The sequence below is a fragment of the Vibrio genomosp. F6 genome, assembly GCF_005146325.1.
In the GTDB taxonomy this organism is placed as follows: domain Bacteria; phylum Pseudomonadota; class Gammaproteobacteria; order Enterobacterales; family Vibrionaceae; genus Vibrio; species Vibrio cortegadensis.
Genome location: NZ_SYUT01000064.1, coordinates 1 through 17058, shown reverse-complemented (window position 1 = coordinate 17058; position 17058 = coordinate 1). Strand labels below are relative to the sequence as shown.

18 protein-coding genes and 3 pseudogenes are annotated in these 17058 nt (G+C 42.5%); 1 reads left to right on the top strand and 20 read right to left on the bottom strand.

Annotated features, from left to right (window positions below; genetic code table 11):
* Positions 1-342: 342 nt before the first annotated feature.
* Positions 343-1263: an IS5 family transposase gene (locus tag FCV43_RS18390; RefSeq protein ID WP_136995982.1), complete on the bottom strand. Its 921-nt coding sequence runs from the start codon at positions 1261-1263 to the stop codon at positions 343-345.
* Between the two features lie 190 nt (positions 1264-1453).
* Between FCV43_RS18390 and FCV43_RS18385 the strand changes: the two are divergent.
* Positions 1454-1692: pseudogene (locus tag FCV43_RS18385) on the top strand (transposase); the annotation flags it as partial.
* Positions 1693-1737: 45 nt separating this feature from the next.
* Here FCV43_RS18385 and FCV43_RS18380 read toward each other — a convergent pair.
* The 19 genes and pseudogenes from FCV43_RS18380 to FCV43_RS18290 form a co-directional block, all read right to left on the bottom strand.
* Positions 1738-2632 (bottom strand): annotated as a pseudogene (locus tag FCV43_RS18380) (IS5 family transposase).
* Positions 2633-2828: 196 nt separating this feature from the next.
* A pseudogene (tnpA, locus tag FCV43_RS18375) lies at positions 2829-3128 on the bottom strand (IS200/IS605 family transposase); the annotation flags it as partial.
* A gap of 285 nt (positions 3129-3413) precedes the next feature.
* Positions 3414-4883, bottom strand: a complete 1470-nt coding sequence (locus tag FCV43_RS18370) for a CesT family type III secretion system chaperone (protein WP_136995981.1) — start codon at positions 4881-4883, stop codon at positions 3414-3416.
* 11 nt (positions 4884-4894) lie between these two features.
* Entirely contained in the window at positions 4895-5353 is a 459-nt protein-coding gene (locus tag FCV43_RS18365; RefSeq protein ID WP_136995980.1) for a CesT family type III secretion system chaperone, read from the bottom strand.
* Between the two features lie 204 nt (positions 5354-5557).
* Positions 5558-6535, bottom strand: a complete 978-nt coding sequence (locus FCV43_RS18360; RefSeq protein WP_136995979.1) for a hypothetical protein — start codon at positions 6533-6535, stop codon at positions 5558-5560.
* Between the two features lie 12 nt (positions 6536-6547).
* Entirely contained in the window at positions 6548-6988 is a 441-nt protein-coding gene (locus tag FCV43_RS18355) for a type III secretion system chaperone (protein WP_136995978.1), read from the bottom strand.
* 422 nt (positions 6989-7410) lie between these two features.
* Positions 7411-8046 (bottom strand): HrpE/YscL family type III secretion apparatus protein, encoded by a 636-nt coding sequence (locus FCV43_RS18350; RefSeq protein ID WP_136995977.1) that lies wholly within the window; start codon positions 8044-8046, stop codon positions 7411-7413.
* On the bottom strand, positions 8025-8699 hold the full coding sequence (vscK, locus tag FCV43_RS18345) for a SctK family type III secretion system sorting platform protein VscK (protein WP_136995976.1): 675 nt from the start codon (positions 8697-8699) through the stop codon (positions 8025-8027). The genes FCV43_RS18350 and vscK overlap by 22 nt, the downstream gene beginning before the upstream one ends.
* Positions 8683-9426, bottom strand: a complete 744-nt coding sequence (gene sctJ, locus FCV43_RS18340; protein ID WP_136995975.1) for a type III secretion system inner membrane ring lipoprotein SctJ — start codon at positions 9424-9426, stop codon at positions 8683-8685. Before sctJ ends, vscK begins: the two co-directional genes overlap by 17 nt.
* Before the next feature lie 2 nt (positions 9427-9428).
* Positions 9429-9773 carry a type III secretion system inner rod subunit SctI gene (sctI, locus tag FCV43_RS18335; protein WP_136995974.1) on the bottom strand — a complete coding sequence of 115 codons (345 nt, stop codon included), beginning with the start codon at positions 9771-9773 and terminating at the stop codon, positions 9429-9431.
* 8 nt (positions 9774-9781) lie between these two features.
* Positions 9782-10414, bottom strand: a complete 633-nt coding sequence (locus FCV43_RS18330) for a YopR family T3SS polymerization control protein (RefSeq protein WP_136995973.1) — start codon at positions 10412-10414, stop codon at positions 9782-9784.
* The gene (locus FCV43_RS18325; RefSeq protein ID WP_136995972.1) at positions 10414-10770 is read right to left on the bottom strand and encodes a YscG family type III secretion system chaperone; all 357 of its coding nucleotides are present in this window, start codon (positions 10768-10770) and stop codon (positions 10414-10416) included. Before FCV43_RS18325 ends, FCV43_RS18330 begins: the two co-directional genes overlap by 1 nt.
* A gap of 3 nt (positions 10771-10773) precedes the next feature.
* Positions 10774-11022: a type III secretion system needle filament subunit SctF gene (gene sctF, locus FCV43_RS18320; protein WP_136995971.1), complete on the bottom strand. Its 249-nt coding sequence runs from the start codon at positions 11020-11022 to the stop codon at positions 10774-10776.
* Between the two features lie 15 nt (positions 11023-11037).
* Positions 11038-11244, bottom strand: coding sequence for an EscE/YscE/SsaE family type III secretion system needle protein co-chaperone (locus FCV43_RS18315; RefSeq protein WP_136995970.1), 207 nt, complete (start codon positions 11242-11244; stop codon positions 11038-11040).
* Positions 11237-12532: a type III secretion system inner membrane ring subunit SctD gene (sctD, locus tag FCV43_RS18310; protein ID WP_136995969.1), complete on the bottom strand. Its 1296-nt coding sequence runs from the start codon at positions 12530-12532 to the stop codon at positions 11237-11239. Before sctD ends, FCV43_RS18315 begins: the two co-directional genes overlap by 8 nt.
* A 5-nt stretch (positions 12533-12537) precedes the next feature.
* Positions 12538-14409, bottom strand: a complete 1872-nt coding sequence (gene sctC, locus FCV43_RS18305; protein ID WP_136995968.1) for a type III secretion system outer membrane ring subunit SctC — start codon at positions 14407-14409, stop codon at positions 12538-12540.
* Positions 14409-14837: a YscB family type III secretion system chaperone gene (locus tag FCV43_RS18300; RefSeq protein WP_136995967.1), complete on the bottom strand. Its 429-nt coding sequence runs from the start codon at positions 14835-14837 to the stop codon at positions 14409-14411. The genes sctC and FCV43_RS18300 overlap by 1 nt, the downstream gene beginning before the upstream one ends.
* 12 nt (positions 14838-14849) lie before the next feature.
* Positions 14850-15830 (bottom strand): T3SS regulon anti-activator ExsD domain-containing protein, encoded by a 981-nt coding sequence (locus FCV43_RS18295; protein ID WP_136995966.1) that lies wholly within the window; start codon positions 15828-15830, stop codon positions 14850-14852.
* A gap of 133 nt (positions 15831-15963) precedes the next feature.
* Positions 15964-16833, bottom strand: a complete 870-nt coding sequence (locus FCV43_RS18290; protein ID WP_136995965.1) for a helix-turn-helix transcriptional regulator — start codon at positions 16831-16833, stop codon at positions 15964-15966.
* Positions 16834-17058: the final 225 nt, after the last annotated feature.

The window sequence follows — 17058 nt, the reverse complement described above, 5'->3', positions numbered from 1 at the left end:
AAACTTACGCGATGATAAAAGCGTTGAATAAGCTCACTAGGCTAGGTATACCTGAAACTTGTCGTATTGACTAAAAAGCATGCAAAACGGGCGGCTCTGTCTCTAAACTGAATTACGCAACAAAACCCTCTTTGTTTAAAGAGACTAATTCCCATAAAATTTATTAGTCTGTTATTCAGATTAGTATCGTTACATTCTAGTATTACTAGGTATCGATAAAAACCTTTCCACACTATTCAATACATACTAACTATAATATAACTCTCACTGAGCAGTTACATACAATGATCGGCTTTGTTTCCTAATTGGATCTCAGATAGAAACTGCCAATATGGGTGATTATTAGGCTATTTCTATCGTTTTAGGCATACCTAACCCTGTGAGCTTATTCAACGCTTTAATCATGGCGTAGGTTTCACCAACCTGAGCATTATAGTTTCTTAAACTTAATCGCCCACCAAACAGTGTCTTTACACGGAACATGGCCGTTTCTGAAAGTGACCGTTTATGGTAACCGTACTTCTTTTTCCAATGTTTATTTGAGCCGTATAATTTCTGGCAAGCTACCGCCAGATTACGAGGGTGACCTCGCACCCAAAAAGCAGCACCTTCTCTCGGTGGAATAAGTGGAACAGCTTGTTTAATACGTATGGCTTCGTAGCATTGTCTTGTGTCGTAAGCTCCATCACCAGATATCTCATTGATTCTACGACGAGTTTGATTCAGTAAATTAGGAAGAGCTTCACCGTCGGTGACATTCGATAAACTTAACTCAGCCGCAATGATTTCATGAGTGCCAGTGTCTACTGCTAAATGGAGCTTACGCCAAACTCGACGCTTCCCGTCAGTACCATGTTTTTTTACTTTCCATTCACCTTCACCGTAGACCTTCAGCCCTGTTGCATCAATGGCTAAATGCTGTATTGCGCCTCGGGTCTTTGTCTTGAATGACACATTAACCGTTTTGGCTCGTTTACTGATGCATGAATAATGAGGACATGACAACGGGAGTTGAGCGAGTTTGAAAACAGAATCGATGAATCCTTGTAACGCTCTCAACGGCATCGAAAATACTCGTTTAACCATGAGGGCGGTCGTAATGGCTAAGTCACTAAACAATCGAGGTCGACCTCGTTTACCTTGCTTGAGTTGCTTCCACTGTTGAATCGATTCTTCATCAATCCAGAATGTCAGTGAACCACGATTGATTAGGGCTTGGTTATATTGTTTCCAGTTAGTTGTTCTGTAGCGAGGCTTTGGCATTGATCTAAGTATGTGAGTGAACTTAGATGATCTGATCGTCGCTTTAAGCATTAGTTCCCTGATTTAGGAAACAAAGCCACAATGATCAGACGTTTATACATGTTATTTAGGATAGAATTAATTTTGCTAAGTAATTCAATGGCACTAAATCTACAACCTACGATCAGATCAGCTACATTCATTGCCCCTCATACCTAAGCCCCGTTAAAAAACAACCAACTGGAAGCAATACAATCACTCATTCATCGTGGTTCTCAGTCCTTTTGGATTGATGAAGAAGTGATAAGCGGATAGACGCAAGCCAAACCAGCGTGGAAGACCCCCGCCTTTTCAGTGATTGCAACAGCACTCATGGTTAAACGAATATTCTTTATGCCACTGAGAGCGCTGCAAGGCTTTATCGATTTAATATTTAGACTCGGCGTTGTTGATCAAATCGGCTTAAAGACTAACGATGCCATATGTTACTCGCCGTTAGTTTCGAACAGGCATACCTAGTCCTATGACTTTGTTTATAACTTTGACATTCGCCATGATTTCTCCCACTTGAGCGTTATAACATCTCAAGCTCAATTTACCGCTGGTTAATCCTTTATATCGAGACATTGCGGTCTCAGATATTGAGCGATAGTGATAACCCGACTCAGATTTCCACTCCGCTATTGTTCCGTTTTTCAGAGCCTTTACTGCTTCATTTCTGGGGTGCCTATCTTCCCAAAGCGCTGCATTCTTTCGAGGCGGTATCAACGGAGTACTGCCCTTATTTTTCAGGGTCTCAAAGCAACTTTTTGTATCATACGCTCCATCGGCAGATACGGTATCTATCTTTCTACGAAAAGGATTGAGTAATGTTGGCAGCACTTCGCTATCGCCAACACTTACAAGACTGACTTCTGCACTAATGGCCTCATGAGTTTCTACATCAACGGCTAAGTGCAGTTTGCGCCAAGTTCTGTGTTTTTCGGCGCCGTGCTTTTTACCTTCCACTCACCTTCGCCAATGACTTTGAAACCAGTCGAGTCAATAGCGATATGGCGAATAGCTCCTCTGGATTTGCTACAATATTTGACCTGAACTGTCTTCGAGCGTTTGCTGATACACGTGTAGTCAGGGGACGTCAGTGGAACATCCAGTAGCTCAAAGATAGAGTCGATAAAACCTTGAAGAGCACACAATGGTAGAGAGAATATCCTCTTGTTTCAATAACTGTATCAGTGTACTGGAAGCCTCTAACACGCTTACCATGATGGGTTTTGCATCGCCATGCATCTACGGCTGAATCATCTATCCAGAATGTAACCGAGCCCCGTTTGCACAAAGCCTTATTGTACTCCGCCCAGTTAGTTATCTTCTTTTTTGCCTTACCCATGTCACCACCGCTCTAACCATCATAAAGGATCAGATCGCAAGACTCGAAAAAGGTTCAACTGATTTAGGCAACAACGCCTTTAGACTCGCTAATATCTCATGAGCAGCCCTCACTACCTGTATTAGCCGAAAAAAAATATCGCCTTCTTAGAAGGCGGTTTTGCTTTATAACCCCCTAGAAGGGGGCGCCCACACTATCAGTTCTTCAATAACTGCAGTTGTTGTTCATACTCTATGTCCTGTTTCTCTTGGTGTCGGACATATCGTCGAATGACTTCTTCATTCACACCGACCGTATCTACAAAATACCCTCTAGCCCAAAAGTGATTTCCCCATAGTTTCTTACGTATATGTGGAAATTTATTGAAAAGTCTAATTGCTGTTCGGCCCTTTAAAACTCCTAACAAACTCGAGATCGACAACTTGGGAGGAACAATGACAACAAGATGAACATGATCTGGTTGAACATTTAATTCTAAAACCTCGCAGTCTTTCATCATCGGCGATATCAAATTAGCGAATCTCAATACCAGTGGGGGATGTTCGAATATCAAAGGTTGATACACAATGCAGGGCTGGGGAAATTATGAGGGGTATCCGTCAGTGCCCGAGATACTTGGCTTGGCGAGAATATCGGGCTTTGAAGACGAGACAACAATTTGTAGAGCCAATACTTCTAAATCAAAAACTGTTAAACAAGGTATACAAACCAAGGCAATTCGTCCTTTTGGATCGTGTAACTGAAAATTTTCATTGTCAATAACTAGGTATGATATTTACGATTAAATCCAGCCTTCTGCTAAGTACATCAACCTTAACTGACTTGGTGAACCAAGCTTTTCTAGCGCCGAGAGTTGTCCTTGATCGAGGTTCGGGCTTTTATCTAAGTATACTCGTCCGTTCGGTGTATCTAGAGGGAGCTTGTAAGTCAACGTTTTATTGATATCCTGAGCCTTACCTTGGTCGATAGATCTTACCGCTGGCATTAGCCAGTTCCAATCTTCTTTGAGCAACTTTTTAAGTGCACTGTTGGCCTCCGACTCAGTTTGGCTCGGTGTATCTTCGATACTCAATTCATTCATTGATCTAACATCTGGCACCAAGTTCTCACTTGCATCAGAGCCCAACATTTTCTTAAGCGTTAAACGCGCCGATTCCATATCCTGAGCTTCTTTCGGTGCTTGAGGTGATGTCATAGATTTGTCTTCTTTTGGGCCTAGGTACGCAATCAAAGCACGTCCTGATGCAGCATCTTGCATACTAAAGGAGAACTTCCCTTTGCTGTTAGACACTTCAATTCGAGGTAACACATCAGACATAGGTTCTTGGTGAAGTTGCTCATGAACTTTGTTGTTCAGACAGTATGAACTCGCTTGACCGGCTACAAACCCAGGACCACTGATTAAGCCAGATGCTACTACACTGCCTAGCGCTTCTTTTGCAACAACAAGCACACCAGTCGTGCCCACAGAGGTAACACCAAATGCACCAAGGCTTCCCGTCACCATACCTAAGGTCGCTCCAACCGCACCTTCAGCAGATTGAGTAGCGTGCTCGTGCGCTAATGCTTGTTGTATCGGCAATGCCAATCTTTGGTCATGACCGGGCAATTGCGCAATCTGTGCCAGTTGGTGATAGTGCGCCTCAGCATCACCATTGACTGCCGCCTTATGCAATTCACGCCCCGTGGCGACTAACAAACCAACACCAGGTAACGCCAAGTTAATTACCGCATTGACACCAGCCCCTTTAATTTTTTCTTTCGCCATCTCAAGCAGTTCAGCACCTAAGCCGTCCATTTTCCCTGGATATTGATTTTCGATGCTGACTTGTAAGCGTGGATCTTTGCTGATTGAATCGAACATGTTTTTTAGGTTTTTATAAGCATTACCGTCAATCTTCACTTCATCTAATAGGCTTACGACTTCAAGGACCTTACGCGCAGTTAAAGGCTCGCCACGATACCCTGCTGTGCTCACAAGAGAGAATGCCAATAATGCCGTTTCTGGTTTTTCTTCTTTTAGAAGCGCCTGTTTTAAATCAAGGTGGGTCTTAATATTTTCTTGGTGGTACTTTTGATATGTAGATCGCAATATGGTGTCACTCACTGCCGTGAACTTTTGCCCTTTATGAAAGGTCGACGGCTCTTTGGCTCTACCGTGCTTACTGATCACCCGGTCATCTTTTTGTGCCGCGACAGAACGAAATTGAGCCAAGCTCGGAATCGGGCTTTGGCTAGTTGAAATTACCATGGGTGAACTCCTTAAACTCTAAGCGTCTCAATGTGAGATTGTTCTGGATTGATAAACTGGGTAGGGTCTTGGTCTAACATTGCAAATCGAGCCTGCCAGTGTAAGGTTTGCTCATTTAGAATGTAAAACCAAGTTGATAGGCTCGCTGCGTTTAAGTACTCAATCGGCTTTCTGCCCGCAAGAACCAACTGCCTACCATTTGGTGCGAGTGAAAGGGTCAAGCTCCCATCCGCGATACCGAAATAGTTAGCATGCGCAATGAGTTCAAGGCCTTTCAGTCTCAGTTCACCGCTTTTTTCGAGACCGCCAAAAACTACTGATAAAATAAAATCGTTTTGATCTGTCTCACTAAAGTAAATAATGTAACGTTCATCAACTAATAATTGGCAACGATTTTCTTCAGCAAAATAAAGTGGAGGTAGTTCATTTATCTCACAAAACTCTTTTATTAGAACTTGTAATGTGTTCATCGTTTATTTCACCTATTAATAGTATAAAACAGTGCCCATAATTACGATATCGTAAATGGCTTTTATTTTGTTAATTCCCTTAAGCTTCCGTAATTCACACCACAAAACTTTAGATATAATGAACAAATAGAGTTTGATAATAAAAGGAGCGAAGTAATCCTGCTCCTTTTAGGTAGTAGATATTAGCAGCCAATTATGGAATCTTTAGTCTAGTTTGTGGCTAGAAAAAATCACTTCAGACGGTGGGAACATGTTGGAAACCGGTGGATGAGCAATATCACCAAACATTCTCGCACCAAATGCTGAAGCTGCCCAAGGGTCTACAATTTTCACATCTTTATTCCATGAGCTTGGGTCTTTGATATCACTACCGTCCTGTCTACCAACCAAAACATACAAGTGCGTGCCTGAGTGTCCTTTCTTGAATGCCACTACTTCGACCTTAGTGTTTTGATTCGCATCACCCTGCATCCCTTGAATCATTTCAGAGGCCGCAGCAAAGGCAAACGTAGTACAGCAACCGGCTTTTGCGTCCTGAACGGATTTCGCAATGTTTTGAAGTGTCCCCATCTGAGGGCTATTGCCTCTTTGCGCCGCCACTTGAACCATGTTTGCTGACATGGTCGCTTTTTTATCTTGTTGAACTCTTGCTGGATTTGCGTAGAAGCCTTCTAGTCTTGGCTTCGCTTTCGCTTGATAGAACTCAGATCTCTTATCACCGAAGGTATTAAGGTCAGTACAAGCGAAATCACCCAACTTTTGCAGTGTAGCTTGGTGCTTTCTAATCAAGGCATCTGCTGGAGCGGTTTTACCTGCGCTGGATGGTTTTGAAGTGCTTGAAACACTTGGCCAATTCTCTCTAGGCTCTGTCGATAATCGCTCTAGGTCTTTAAGGTTTCCAAGAGTCAACTTATTTTCACCATTCAGTACGTTTTGCATCATAGCTTTGGCGACACCTTTTGGCAGACCTTGCTTAACCAATAGATCAACGACGATCGATTTCGCTTTGTTTTGGTGATTGATACGAGAGCTTACGCTTGTGTTTTTCGGCGCACCTTCTTTAACAAAGATGTCCTTGCCTCCGTGAGCCCGAACTTCTTTGTCGTCCGATTGGTTTTGTGTAGATAACTGTGCAGTGAGTTCGCTCAGCGAATGCATATGTGATATATTGATATTTACCATAACCCTAACCTTTTAAACAGAGATGAAAGAATGCAGCTTTTTATGTTGCTCAATCGATTGAAACTGAGCCGTTAGATATTGCTTCCACAGTTCACAAAGCTCCATAAGCTGAGTTATCAGGATAGAAACACGACTCACTTCTGAGGTAACTTGTATACTTACCTGCATGTGTACTTCATTGTTTTTAGGGTCTATACAGAACTGTACCCCACCTGACTCCCGGTATAAGAAGTTATATTCCAAAAGTGCTTTCAGTTTTTTAATTTCAAATGATTCTTCATCTTGGCAAACCTTGATTGAAAGTAACAGTTCTTCTCTCTCATCCAAGCCTTGAACTTCAATCTCTTTGCCTGCAGACATATATACTGTCCACATTTGATAATCATATGCAGTCACCCGTTCAATATCGAGTGTGTTACCAAGCTCAATTAGTAAGGTATTTACCTTATCCATACTCACCTACCATCCTGATATTTAATATTGATGTATCTATTTAAAATAACAGATATAAAATTTCGAATTTAAATACACCTATCACATTATTTTACTTTCCATTGTTGCTGGTTAATTTTGTTAGATTAACCGTTTTTAGAAAAACAAATTCAGTATTCTGAACGAACGTTACTCTCTTATGAGGCGATAGTTAATAGAGCCTTTAAGATAATCAGATTTCCCGTTGATGTAAGTATTGTGCTCAATAACAGTCACTGAATATGCCAGATATGGTCGGCTTTTTTTCATTTTAAGCCGTTTATAAAGATCGGATGGGAAGCTAAGATAAAACTAGAGAAATGGTAGAAAGGTACAGTGAATAGAAAGTAAAGCTCAAAAAGCCCAGCGTTTTTCTGAGCTTTCGAGAGTTAAAGATAAGCACGTCAAGACTGTATCTGTTGGCGCTCACTGAATTGCTTAGTGATCACCTGCTTAAGAGCTTGCAGTTGCCCGTCGATACTGGCATCGATAATACCGACTTCAGTTTCCAGTATGCACCCACCATTTTTGAGTCTCGCATCTGCAATAACGTCAACATAGCCGACCTCCGGGAAGTCACTGAGTATTAAGGAAACCTTATCTCGCACCTCTGTCACTTGCTCGGGGTGCACGTGCAGAATCACTTGTTTCTGATTACTGACCAGCTGAAGCGCTTCCCTCACCACTATTGCCGTTGTTTCCACATCGTCGAAACTACTGATAATTTTGCTTACGGCATCAAGCACTACACCAGTGATTTTCTGTTCGACTTGCAAGTAGTACTCATTACATCGTGCAAGCGTTGACATCATAGTTTCTGCGTTCTCTATCTTCGCTTGATCGATACCATCCTGGTAACCACGCTGTCTTTCTAACTCATAAGCATCGTCAGCTTTTGTAATAATGCTCTCGGCTTTAGAGTGTGCAGCTTCAACCAAGTGTTGCGAATCTAAATAACTCACATAATCCTTTGCTTTGAGAATCTTTAGACCTGGAGCCAACTGCAAATTGTCAGTTTTTATTTCAACAAATGAAACCATTGAGGGATTACCTGTTTTGCGATTTTCTTTATAAGTCGATAAGCAAGATCTCGATGCGTTTCATCGAACCAATCAGCACTGAGTTTTGTTTGGGTTAATGAACAATCGAGCTTGAACTGCCACCTTTGTACTAGCTCTGATGGTGATTTCTCCAGTAAAAATGTGACCCATAGATACCCAAGTTCGCGGGCTGCCTTTTCAAAGCTGGCTTCATCTAAACTCGCCGGCAATATTTTTTGCCAACCGTTTGGCCAATTTGAGATCATCATTGGCCCGTGTTGAATTAAAAAACGCGTTTCATCGACACCAAAAATATGATTGAGGCACTGCTTTGGTTGTTTCAAGACAACTTGGCGCATCGATTCACAATACATTGCCCCACCAATCAGCAACAGTAATTTGTTAGTCGTTTCAACTGGAAGTAACACCAAACTGTTAAATGGATGATTAAAAACATGATCAGTAATCGTTGATAGCTGCCATTCTTCAATACACCATTGATTGATCGCAGCCTGATGTCTCCAGTCTTGGAGTCGTAATAACCAAGGCTGTTTCTTGCTTATCCAACTCTCATCAATATAACTGCAAGGACAATAATTAAACTGATGATAAATCTGAGAAACTGGCGTATCAGAATTAACCACGTTGCGCATTCCTACGACACCATGCAAACGTCGCTGCGTTAGAACCGATGATAAGTAGTAACAAGAAAACGAGGATAGCAATCAAGTTGCTTGCCGTGTCCTTGGTCACTTGAATAGACAAAATGCTTTCAAATTGCTTGCTTTGAGCCGTCACACGAACTTCCGAAGATGGTACTATGACAACGCTAATACGTTCGTAGTTAAGCCCTTCAATACTATTGTTCACTAACAGCTTAATTTGAGGTACATAAGAGTCGAGTGCCACATCCGCTGCGTGTTTAATAAACACTGATGCAGAAGCAGGAGTGGGACGTTCACCTGGACGAAGGTTTTTATCTTCAAGTACAATGTGAACACGTGCCACTAACACTCCATCAATTTGTGACAGCGTTGATGATAGTTCTTGCGATTTCGCGTAGATAAGCCTCGCTCTTTCTGCAATCGGAGACGAAATCAGATCATCTTTCGGAAACACTTCTTTCAGTGTTGAGAACTGCTCTTTCGGGTAGCCTTTACGTTTCAGAGCATCAACCGAAAATGCGACTTGAGCGTTATCTACCATCAATTTTATGGTGTTGTCTTTATCCGGTTCTTTGGTTGCCACGACCCCCTCAGAAAGCAGAATAGACAGCATTTCATTACCTTCTTTCTGGCTTACTCCAGTGTATAGCTCCGTCTGACAGCCGGCTAGAAATAACACGAGTAACATGCACACGGCGCGTATTGTCTTCATCATGACTATTGGGCCTTCAACAGTGTTTCTACGTTCTGTGTCGTTTTACCTACCGTCTTGGCAATCAGCTCCTCTTGAAAGGTAATTCGAGTCAACGCCCATTGCATCTGCAAGAGCTGAGCAGGGTCGTCACCAACCATTGCCATGCTATCGGTTAAGTTAGTTTTTGCATTGTCGATGGTGTTTTTCAGTTCGCTAATGTTTTCTAACAAGCCACCTTCTAAACCGTGGTTTCCCTCCGGCGATAGCATCGCTTGCTCGAAACGCTCACTAAGCCCCGCTTCAGCTTGTGCGTCTTGCACTTGCTCGAGGTTAGTTTGCATCACTTCTGTGTACTGCGTATTAATCATATCCGTTCCTATGAGAGGTCTAGTTTGTGGCTGTAACTCAACATGTTCTTGACCATGGCATTCTTTTGTATAACAAAGCTCAGCTCTTTTCGGACCACCTCCAATACTGGAGCTTGGGCAGGGATGTCTTTCAATTCACCCCAACAGTGCCAAAGCGCTTGTTCTTTTTGCGCACCAAGTGGGAAATGTTCAGAAAGCAACGCTTTCAACTCTCGGCGGTCTTTAGGGGGAGTCGCTAGCAAGCGCTCTGAAAAACTGCCCAGCAACTCATGCTTTAATGATGCCAACAATTCTGGTGATGCTTTATCAGTGCCTTTTGCGCTTTTTTCCTGACTAAAGGCATACCATAAGGCTTTTTTTTTCTCACTAGGCGAAACAAACGCGTCTTTAAGCGTTCTGCTGAGCGCTGCTGCGCTGAAGTCTCCAGAACGTTTTAGTGCTTCGTACCACTCTTTAATAGCTGCTGTTCTACCTTTAGACCGCGTGGCACTATCCGTATTTTTTTTCGTAGTCGGTATGTTCTTATCTGGTGGGTTTTTACTCATCAAACGGTTCATCTTGTTCGCATCAGGTGTATCATTCTGGGGTGCTTTCGGCACCTGACTGAGCATGTTGTTGATTCCGTGGCTTTCAACCTTCATTAAAGGTTCCTGAGGTCTTTAGAAAAACTCATGGCGAAGGCTTGGTTTTCTTCATTGCCTTTTAATGCCATATCTAGCCAAGATTCGGCTTTGCTTAAGAGCCCAGCTTTTCCTGCCGCTAGCGCAGCCAGACCGATTAAGTCTGGGCGTGTCACGCAAAGCGGTTCAAGTAAACGATGAGCGTCCTCGTACAAGCCACGATTCATCAAACTCATTGAACGAATCATAGCAACGACTTCTTCTGCATCACCTTGCAACTCAAGGCATTCCGCAATGGTATTGGCCTCTTCATGACGATGCTGGCCGGTTGCCATCAACGCTGTCTCAGCCAGAAGTAAACACATGCCTTTATCCATAGGTTATACCTTCTGCAGAATTGATTGCATCACGTCTTTGATTGCACGTGTTGTGGTCGCATTTATGTTATATACCACAGACCATTTGTTGATTGTATGCTGTAGCTCTGCAAGCTTTGAAGGATCGTCTGCGTTCGTTTCTAAGTTTTTGATCGCGGTGTTTACCGCTTCGTTCGCTGCTTTTGATTGCTGTAACAATTTTGCTTTAACTGCGTCGAGGTTAACGCTTTTACTCGAATCATAAAATGACATATATATCGCCTTCTTTTATTTGTTGTCTTGAAAAGTTTCAATTACAGTTAAGGCTGCTTGATAAGCCTCGTGCTGTTTGTGTAGCAACTGGTATTCTTTGGGTGAACAGCCAAGATGGAGCTGACGCTTTATTGCTGATTGCGCTTGCTTGAACTTGAAAATGATCACCTCTTTTTCTTGCTGCCCTGAATCGCCTTGTATTAACTGCTCAAGATTAGTCATTGTTATTTTCACCTTCATACTCTAGATCAATAGTGATTACTCGCCCGCGTTTTACGAGTTCAATTCCTGCCGGAGTAACGCTTGAAATACGGTACCCTTGAGGAGTGCGGGCTCCTACCATGTAACGAACATTGTCAGTGAGGATGACATAAGGAAATAGACCAAAATTCACGCTACGAAACGGAAAATCGATGTTTGTTCCTTTGCTTACTTTAGGAATAGATTTCAAAACAAGATATGGTTTCTCGCCATACTGCTCACGAAAATCTCTCGTTACACCATAAAATCGAGTTGTTTCAACATCATCAAGCTCGCCACGAACTTCAATACGATCACCGCTAGTAACAAGCTGAACTTTCTTTAAGAGCTCCGCTTCTCCTAACAACTCTTTTAGAGTAACCATGTATGCCCCCGCCCTTTGTAGCTCAACTTTCCAAGCGATAAGTCCTGGGACATCTCGTTCTAATATCTGCTCAACTTGGTTCCAACGACTTGCATCATCAATGTAACCCGTTAACAGCAGCGTACCTGTCTCATCACCATTTTCTACTTTTACTTGGTGATAACCGAGGTTTCGTAAGATAAAACGCACACCACGACGTATCTCTTCCATCGTTCTCAGGTCACTCTTGTAGTTGATACCTAATGCATCAATTCGACCAAGCAGTTGTACCTTTTGCGTTCTGTCTTCTACGTAACCTTCAAGTACAGCCTGTAGAGCGTTGGCATTCCATTCAACGCGAACATCGTTCAACTCGAGTTCACTAAGAATATTGCGTACCAAGACTATCGGCTCCGCTTCTGTGATTACGTCTTTGTCGCTCGCATGCACTTGGTCGTACCAAATACCAGTAAAGATAACGCTTGGGATCAGGCCACAAATCAATCCGATGAGCAGCATTTTCTTCCAACCCGATGATGGTTTATGGCTAATTGGTTTCGCTTGCTTGCTTGCTACGTCATTTGCCATCTCAATAACTAAATCATCTTCCAAATAACCAACAGCAAAGGTTAAACGACCCACAGAGACCAAGGCTTTTCGCGACAAATCAACGCCACCGGCATCAACGGCGATAATTTCGTTATTGACTGAGACTTCTTCACACTCACGTAGTGAAACCATTTCACCATCGCAAACTAAAACGAGGTGACTTGCTTTAATGCCAGAGTCGGTTAAGACTAAATCAGCGGTAAAGTCATCACTACCCAATACCAATGAATCGTTGGGTAAAGTGACTTCCACTCCGGAATGAACACCGGAAAGAATACGAATTTTCCATTGCTGCATTGAGGTTACTGCTCCTCTAATGGTCGAACGCAATGATTCTCTGAGCCATTACACTCTTTAATTTGTACTCTCCACCCTTTCTGCCCCGTAGGAAGCTCACATTCTGCTAACAACGATGACTTTCCTTGTGACAACAAATCTTGCTGATAACGTACTGCTTGTACTTCCTTTGTACAGCTGTACAAAGCAAGTGCTGATTTAAGGCCTGCACTGTTATTGGAAATACTATTCAACGTGCCAATCTTTGGCCTTAAGTCATATTCATTTCCTATAAGTAAGTTGTCTCCGATACCATCGACAACAATTCTTGGTTCTATAATGAACATACGTACTGTTCTTCTCGTGGAGCTTTCCGTGCTTCTAAACAAAGCGCCGAGGTATGGAATATCTCCTAACAAAGGAACTTTTCGAAGCTTGTTGCTAATTTCATCACGGTATACTCCACCAATCAGCAAGCTTTGCCCCTGCTTTACCGTTGCCAAAGTACTAATTTCTGTTTTACGAATTGAAGGAACACCATCAATGTCACCATCGGGGATTTCCGCACCATCTTCTAGATGCAGACTCAAATTGATTTCAGGTCTTTCAACCAAACGGTCGCCAACGATGCGAGGTACAATTTTCAATAACGTTCCATAAGTCACTTTCTCTAGTGCTGCGGTTTCTTTGCCTATCAACTTGACATAAAATGTACTGCTGTTATTTAGGACCGCTTCCACATTTTCTTGTGTTAACAAGGTTGGTCTGGAAACCACTTGCGCACTACCTCTAGATTCAAGCAAACGAATTTGAGCCAATAAATAATTTAGGTTCGTCGCATCAAGCAGAGACTTAAAATTTTGCCCACTACCAAGCTTGACATCACCATTACCTACGTCACCAGTTGTTTTGAGATCCAAAATACTGTTGTTACCCACTGCAAGACCAGCTCGCCAGTCAACACCCAACTGACTTAAGTCATTAGCACTAATATCAACGATAGAAAGTGCGACTTCGATCCTTGACTGCGGTTGATCTAACTGCGCCACCAACTTGTGATACAGCGGTAATCGAGCTTGTGTATCACGCACAATGATTGCATTTAAACCTGGTTCTGCTTCAACCGATGCACCGCCATGTAAAGAGACATTATTAGTAATTTTCTTAGGCGTATTGGTTATTACTTCTTCGTTCTTTTTCGCCACTTTAACCTGAGTTTGAACACCTGAAAGCACTCGGCTTAGTACCGAAGCAATCCCAGGAACCGTGACACCTTGGTCACGATAAGTGATCTCTCGATCTGTCGCAGATGCATACTTCAAGGGAATAATATCGACAAACAATTCATCTGTTGAATTGGATTTCTGTACCAGTCTGCTTTCCAGTGCTTCTGCCGTTTGCACAACTAAATCGACGTATCTCGGTGGGCCAGCTAAGTAAACCAGCCCCTTATTTTCCGCTGCACGCCAGCCGTAACGAGAATCCCAAATCCCTGTCGAGATCAGGGTGCTACGTAATTCGCGAGCTGTTAACAGTTCGAGCTGCAACAATTGTGAACGGGTTTCTGTCGCTTTGTATACATGCAGCACTGCACCGTCGAAGTACCACATCAAGTTGTAAACCTGTGCCAGATAATCGAGAAACTCGGCTGGATCTTCTGGTGAGAATCGACCACTGGCTCGGTCATTTACCTTGTCGCTAACCGACACTGAAACACGGTAGTTTGCGCCAAAGTTATTCAGCAGTTCTTTTAGTGAATCATTGTCCGCGTAATAACGAAACGGTTGATCGACCCAATCAAGCTCAGAGGTATGTGAAGGAACTGCTATTATCAAACTTGAAACGTACACTACTGACAGAACGATTCTGCTTATTTGTGACTTTAAAACTGCAAGCATTATGGGATCCAAACACTGTGACTAACAGTATGATTAACACGTTGATGTTCGAGCAAATCATTGAACTGCTCCACTAAATTTACGTGCTGAGCAAGCTGCGTGCAAAGCTCTTCTGTCGTTGCACTTTCCATAATCATCTTCCCTTGCATAATCAACTGTTCTTTATCATTCACCGTCAACGTGCTACGTGTATCTCGCAACGTTTTCAAGGAGAGCTGCATACAATGTTTTAGCGCCTGCTCTTTTTGAAAATCAAGGTGCGATTCAAAATAAAATGGGAGCACGGTTTCCCACAAGATCCATGATGAGTGCTGGCTAATGTTAAGCTGAATCTGGTCAACTTCGATATCATAGGAACCATTACTTGAGGCAATAAAATCCCCCTCCCTTAACGTTTCCGCTAGGGATTTCATCATTTTATCTAACATATTTAGTCCTATTTAAATCTGCCTGAGATTGTTACAAGCTTGCCCGCACTCATTGTTTTGAATATCAACGTAGTAATGATCCACTCTGCCAACGGTTTGCATATCTTGAAACCATTGCCAAATTTTAGCGACGGCATTTAGATCGCTGAACACAAGCTCACATGCATCCCAAATATCGCTCAGCTCAGGAGCTTGTACTCGAGCCTGGCTACACCATATTTTCCATTCAGATATAAATTTATCTGATATTCTACTGTACTCAGATAAGTCCTTGAGTTTATCTAGAGTTGGCTTCCACTCTTCAACTAGTGCTCGATGAGATTCAATAACTTGATTTTGTTGCTCATTGAGAACGCGAAGTTGGTCATGCAATTCACTATGCTGATTCTCAATGAGATCCAACTGTTGTTCAGCAAAAAATGTGCTACTCGCTTCTCCGGACAATCTCATCCAATACTCTTTCTGAATACTCAGTTGATTGATTAACTGTTCAAGCTTGATGGAGTCTTGTAGCGCCCTCTGATCCGCTTGCTGATCGCACCATTCATTTAAGGTTAAATACATCGAAAGAATTAGTGTCTTAGGTGACGCTAGATTGAAGCGGTAACCTAATCGCTGATTAATGAAATCCAGTCTTTGTTCAAAAGAGTTCAACACCCGTTCATCACTTAGTTGCCCACCCACTTCTAAGAAAAGGCGCATAGCATAGCTGTCTAAACACGTTCCAAGCTTTTGATATGTTTTAATTAGCTGACTTGCACATAAACAATCCACAACATTACGATCAAGCAAGCGCTGCAGTAAAGACAATTGGTCGTAGCTCAGAACACCTTCACTGAGTAGCTGTCTGTAGTTTACATTAACAACGTTAAGCTCTTGTGTTGATTGAGGTAAGCCCTCGTACCTTGCGCCTCGCTGCAATACAGTGACCTTCCTCTGCAGCACAATGTTGTTAGGAAAAAGCGAACGGCCTCGCCAATGCTGCTTTTTCATTTTAATCTTCTCCGTATCTACTTCGAGCAATCCAGAAGGAAGTAGAGATAATAGTTTTGTTCATCGTTACGCTGAGCATAATAGGGTTTACACCCGTTAATGCCTTTCAAAATTAGTCAGAAAATTTTAGTCGTCAGACATTTCGCTTAACAATTACTACCTGATCATCTCCAGAACGGACCTTACTTGGTGTCGTTCCAAAGCGACGACGGTAACTTTGTGTAAAGTAAGACTGGCTTGAAAACCCCGCTTCCATCGCAACATCGACAATGTTCATTTTGCTTGTGAGCAATAGTTTGTGAGCGTGTAATAAACGACGTTCACTGATCCAAGCTCTAGGGGAGATACCATAATATTCGTTAAAAAGCTCTTTAAACGTAGTCAGACTCGCACCAAACTCTTGAGCATAGTCTGTCAGTTTCCACTCTTTAAGATAATGAAGATCCATAAAGCGACGGAGTCTCTCTGAGGTTCGATTTGTCAGTTGTGATAACAACGCGTAGAGGTGTTCACCTTGGTCACCATGCAGTAACAAGATGAGCATTTCCTCATACTTTAAGCGCATAATAGCATCAGGAAAAGATTGCTCTTCTAGAGTATAAATCCCTAATAACGTCTGTTCTATCAATAAGTTTAGAGTAAAAGGGAATAATCCAGACTGTACATCCTCAACCTTTGGCAACGACATCAAAAGGTCACTATGCTTTTGCAATAGTTGACTCACCAGTTCATTGTCAAATTCGATAACCGAAGCCGTATATTGACCGCCTATCGGTGTGTATTCTAGTAAGTAATCCCCTTGAGAAAGATAAACCCCTCGACCAGCGACTACGTCTAGCGTACAACCCCCGGTTTGCACCCTCAATTGACCATTGTGAACGATAACAATATGAGACTGGCTAGAATGAAACACTTCATCGTATTTTTCATAGCAGCAAGCACCATGAATTTTTCGCAAGTGCGAGTCGACCCTTTCGGCGTTTAGTCGGCCTAACACATCCATTTTCTACCCTTCATAATTTTAATTCCTCCAGTTCAAACAAGAGAAACTGTCGAAGCCAGCAGTGCGATTGCAAATGCAGACCAATTACCAATAAAAAGCGGCTTTGTTGCGTAATTCAGTTTAGAGACAGAGCCGCCCGTTTTGCATGCTTTTTAGTCAATACGACAAGTTTCAGGCATACCTAGCCTAGTGAGCTTATTCAACGCTTTATCATCGCGTAAGTTT

Excerpts from the sequence above, each read along its gene's own strand:
- FCV43_RS18290 (WP_136995965.1), bottom strand. The coding sequence starts at position 16,833 with ATGGATGTGTTAGGCCGACTAAACGCCGAAAGGGTCGACTCGCACTTG.
- FCV43_RS18365 (WP_136995980.1), bottom strand. The coding sequence starts at position 5,353 with ATGAACACATTACAAGTTCTAATAAAAGAGTTTTGTGAGATAAATGAA.
- FCV43_RS18325 (WP_136995972.1), bottom strand. The coding sequence starts at position 10,770 with ATGGATAAAGGCATGTGTTTACTTCTGGCTGAGACAGCGTTGATGGCA.
- FCV43_RS18295 (WP_136995966.1), bottom strand. The coding sequence starts at position 15,830 with ATGAAAAAGCAGCATTGGCGAGGCCGTTCGCTTTTTCCTAACAACATT.
- vscK (WP_136995976.1), bottom strand. The coding sequence starts at position 8,699 with ATGCGCAACGTGGTTAATTCTGATACGCCAGTTTCTCAGATTTATCAT.
- FCV43_RS18350 (WP_136995977.1), bottom strand. The coding sequence starts at position 8,046 with ATGGTTTCATTTGTTGAAATAAAAACTGACAATTTGCAGTTGGCTCCA.
- FCV43_RS18360 (WP_136995979.1), bottom strand. The coding sequence starts at position 6,535 with ATGGTAAATATCAATATATCACATATGCATTCGCTGAGCGAACTCACT.
- FCV43_RS18355 (WP_136995978.1), bottom strand. The coding sequence starts at position 6,988 with ATGGATAAGGTAAATACCTTACTAATTGAGCTTGGTAACACACTCGAT.
- FCV43_RS18330 (WP_136995973.1), bottom strand. The coding sequence starts at position 10,414 with ATGAAGGTTGAAAGCCACGGAATCAACAACATGCTCAGTCAGGTGCCG.
- sctD (WP_136995969.1), bottom strand. The coding sequence starts at position 12,532 with ATGCAGCAATGGAAAATTCGTATTCTTTCCGGTGTTCATTCCGGAGTG.
- sctI (WP_136995974.1), bottom strand. The coding sequence starts at position 9,773 with ATGATTAATACGCAGTACACAGAAGTGATGCAAACTAACCTCGAGCAA.
- sctC (WP_136995968.1), bottom strand. The coding sequence starts at position 14,409 with ATGCTTGCAGTTTTAAAGTCACAAATAAGCAGAATCGTTCTGTCAGTA.
- FCV43_RS18390 (WP_136995982.1), bottom strand. The coding sequence starts at position 1,263 with ATGCCAAAGCCTCGCTACAGAACAACTAACTGGAAACAATATAACCAA.
- sctF (WP_136995971.1), bottom strand. The coding sequence starts at position 11,022 with ATGTCATTTTATGATTCGAGTAAAAGCGTTAACCTCGACGCAGTTAAA.
- FCV43_RS18370 (WP_136995981.1), bottom strand. The coding sequence starts at position 4,883 with ATGGTAATTTCAACTAGCCAAAGCCCGATTCCGAGCTTGGCTCAATTT.
- sctJ (WP_136995975.1), bottom strand. The coding sequence starts at position 9,426 with ATGATGAAGACAATACGCGCCGTGTGCATGTTACTCGTGTTATTTCTA.
- FCV43_RS18300 (WP_136995967.1), bottom strand. The coding sequence starts at position 14,837 with ATGTTAGATAAAATGATGAAATCCCTAGCGGAAACGTTAAGGGAGGGG.
- FCV43_RS18315 (WP_136995970.1), bottom strand. The coding sequence starts at position 11,244 with ATGACTAATCTTGAGCAGTTAATACAAGGCGATTCAGGGCAGCAAGAA.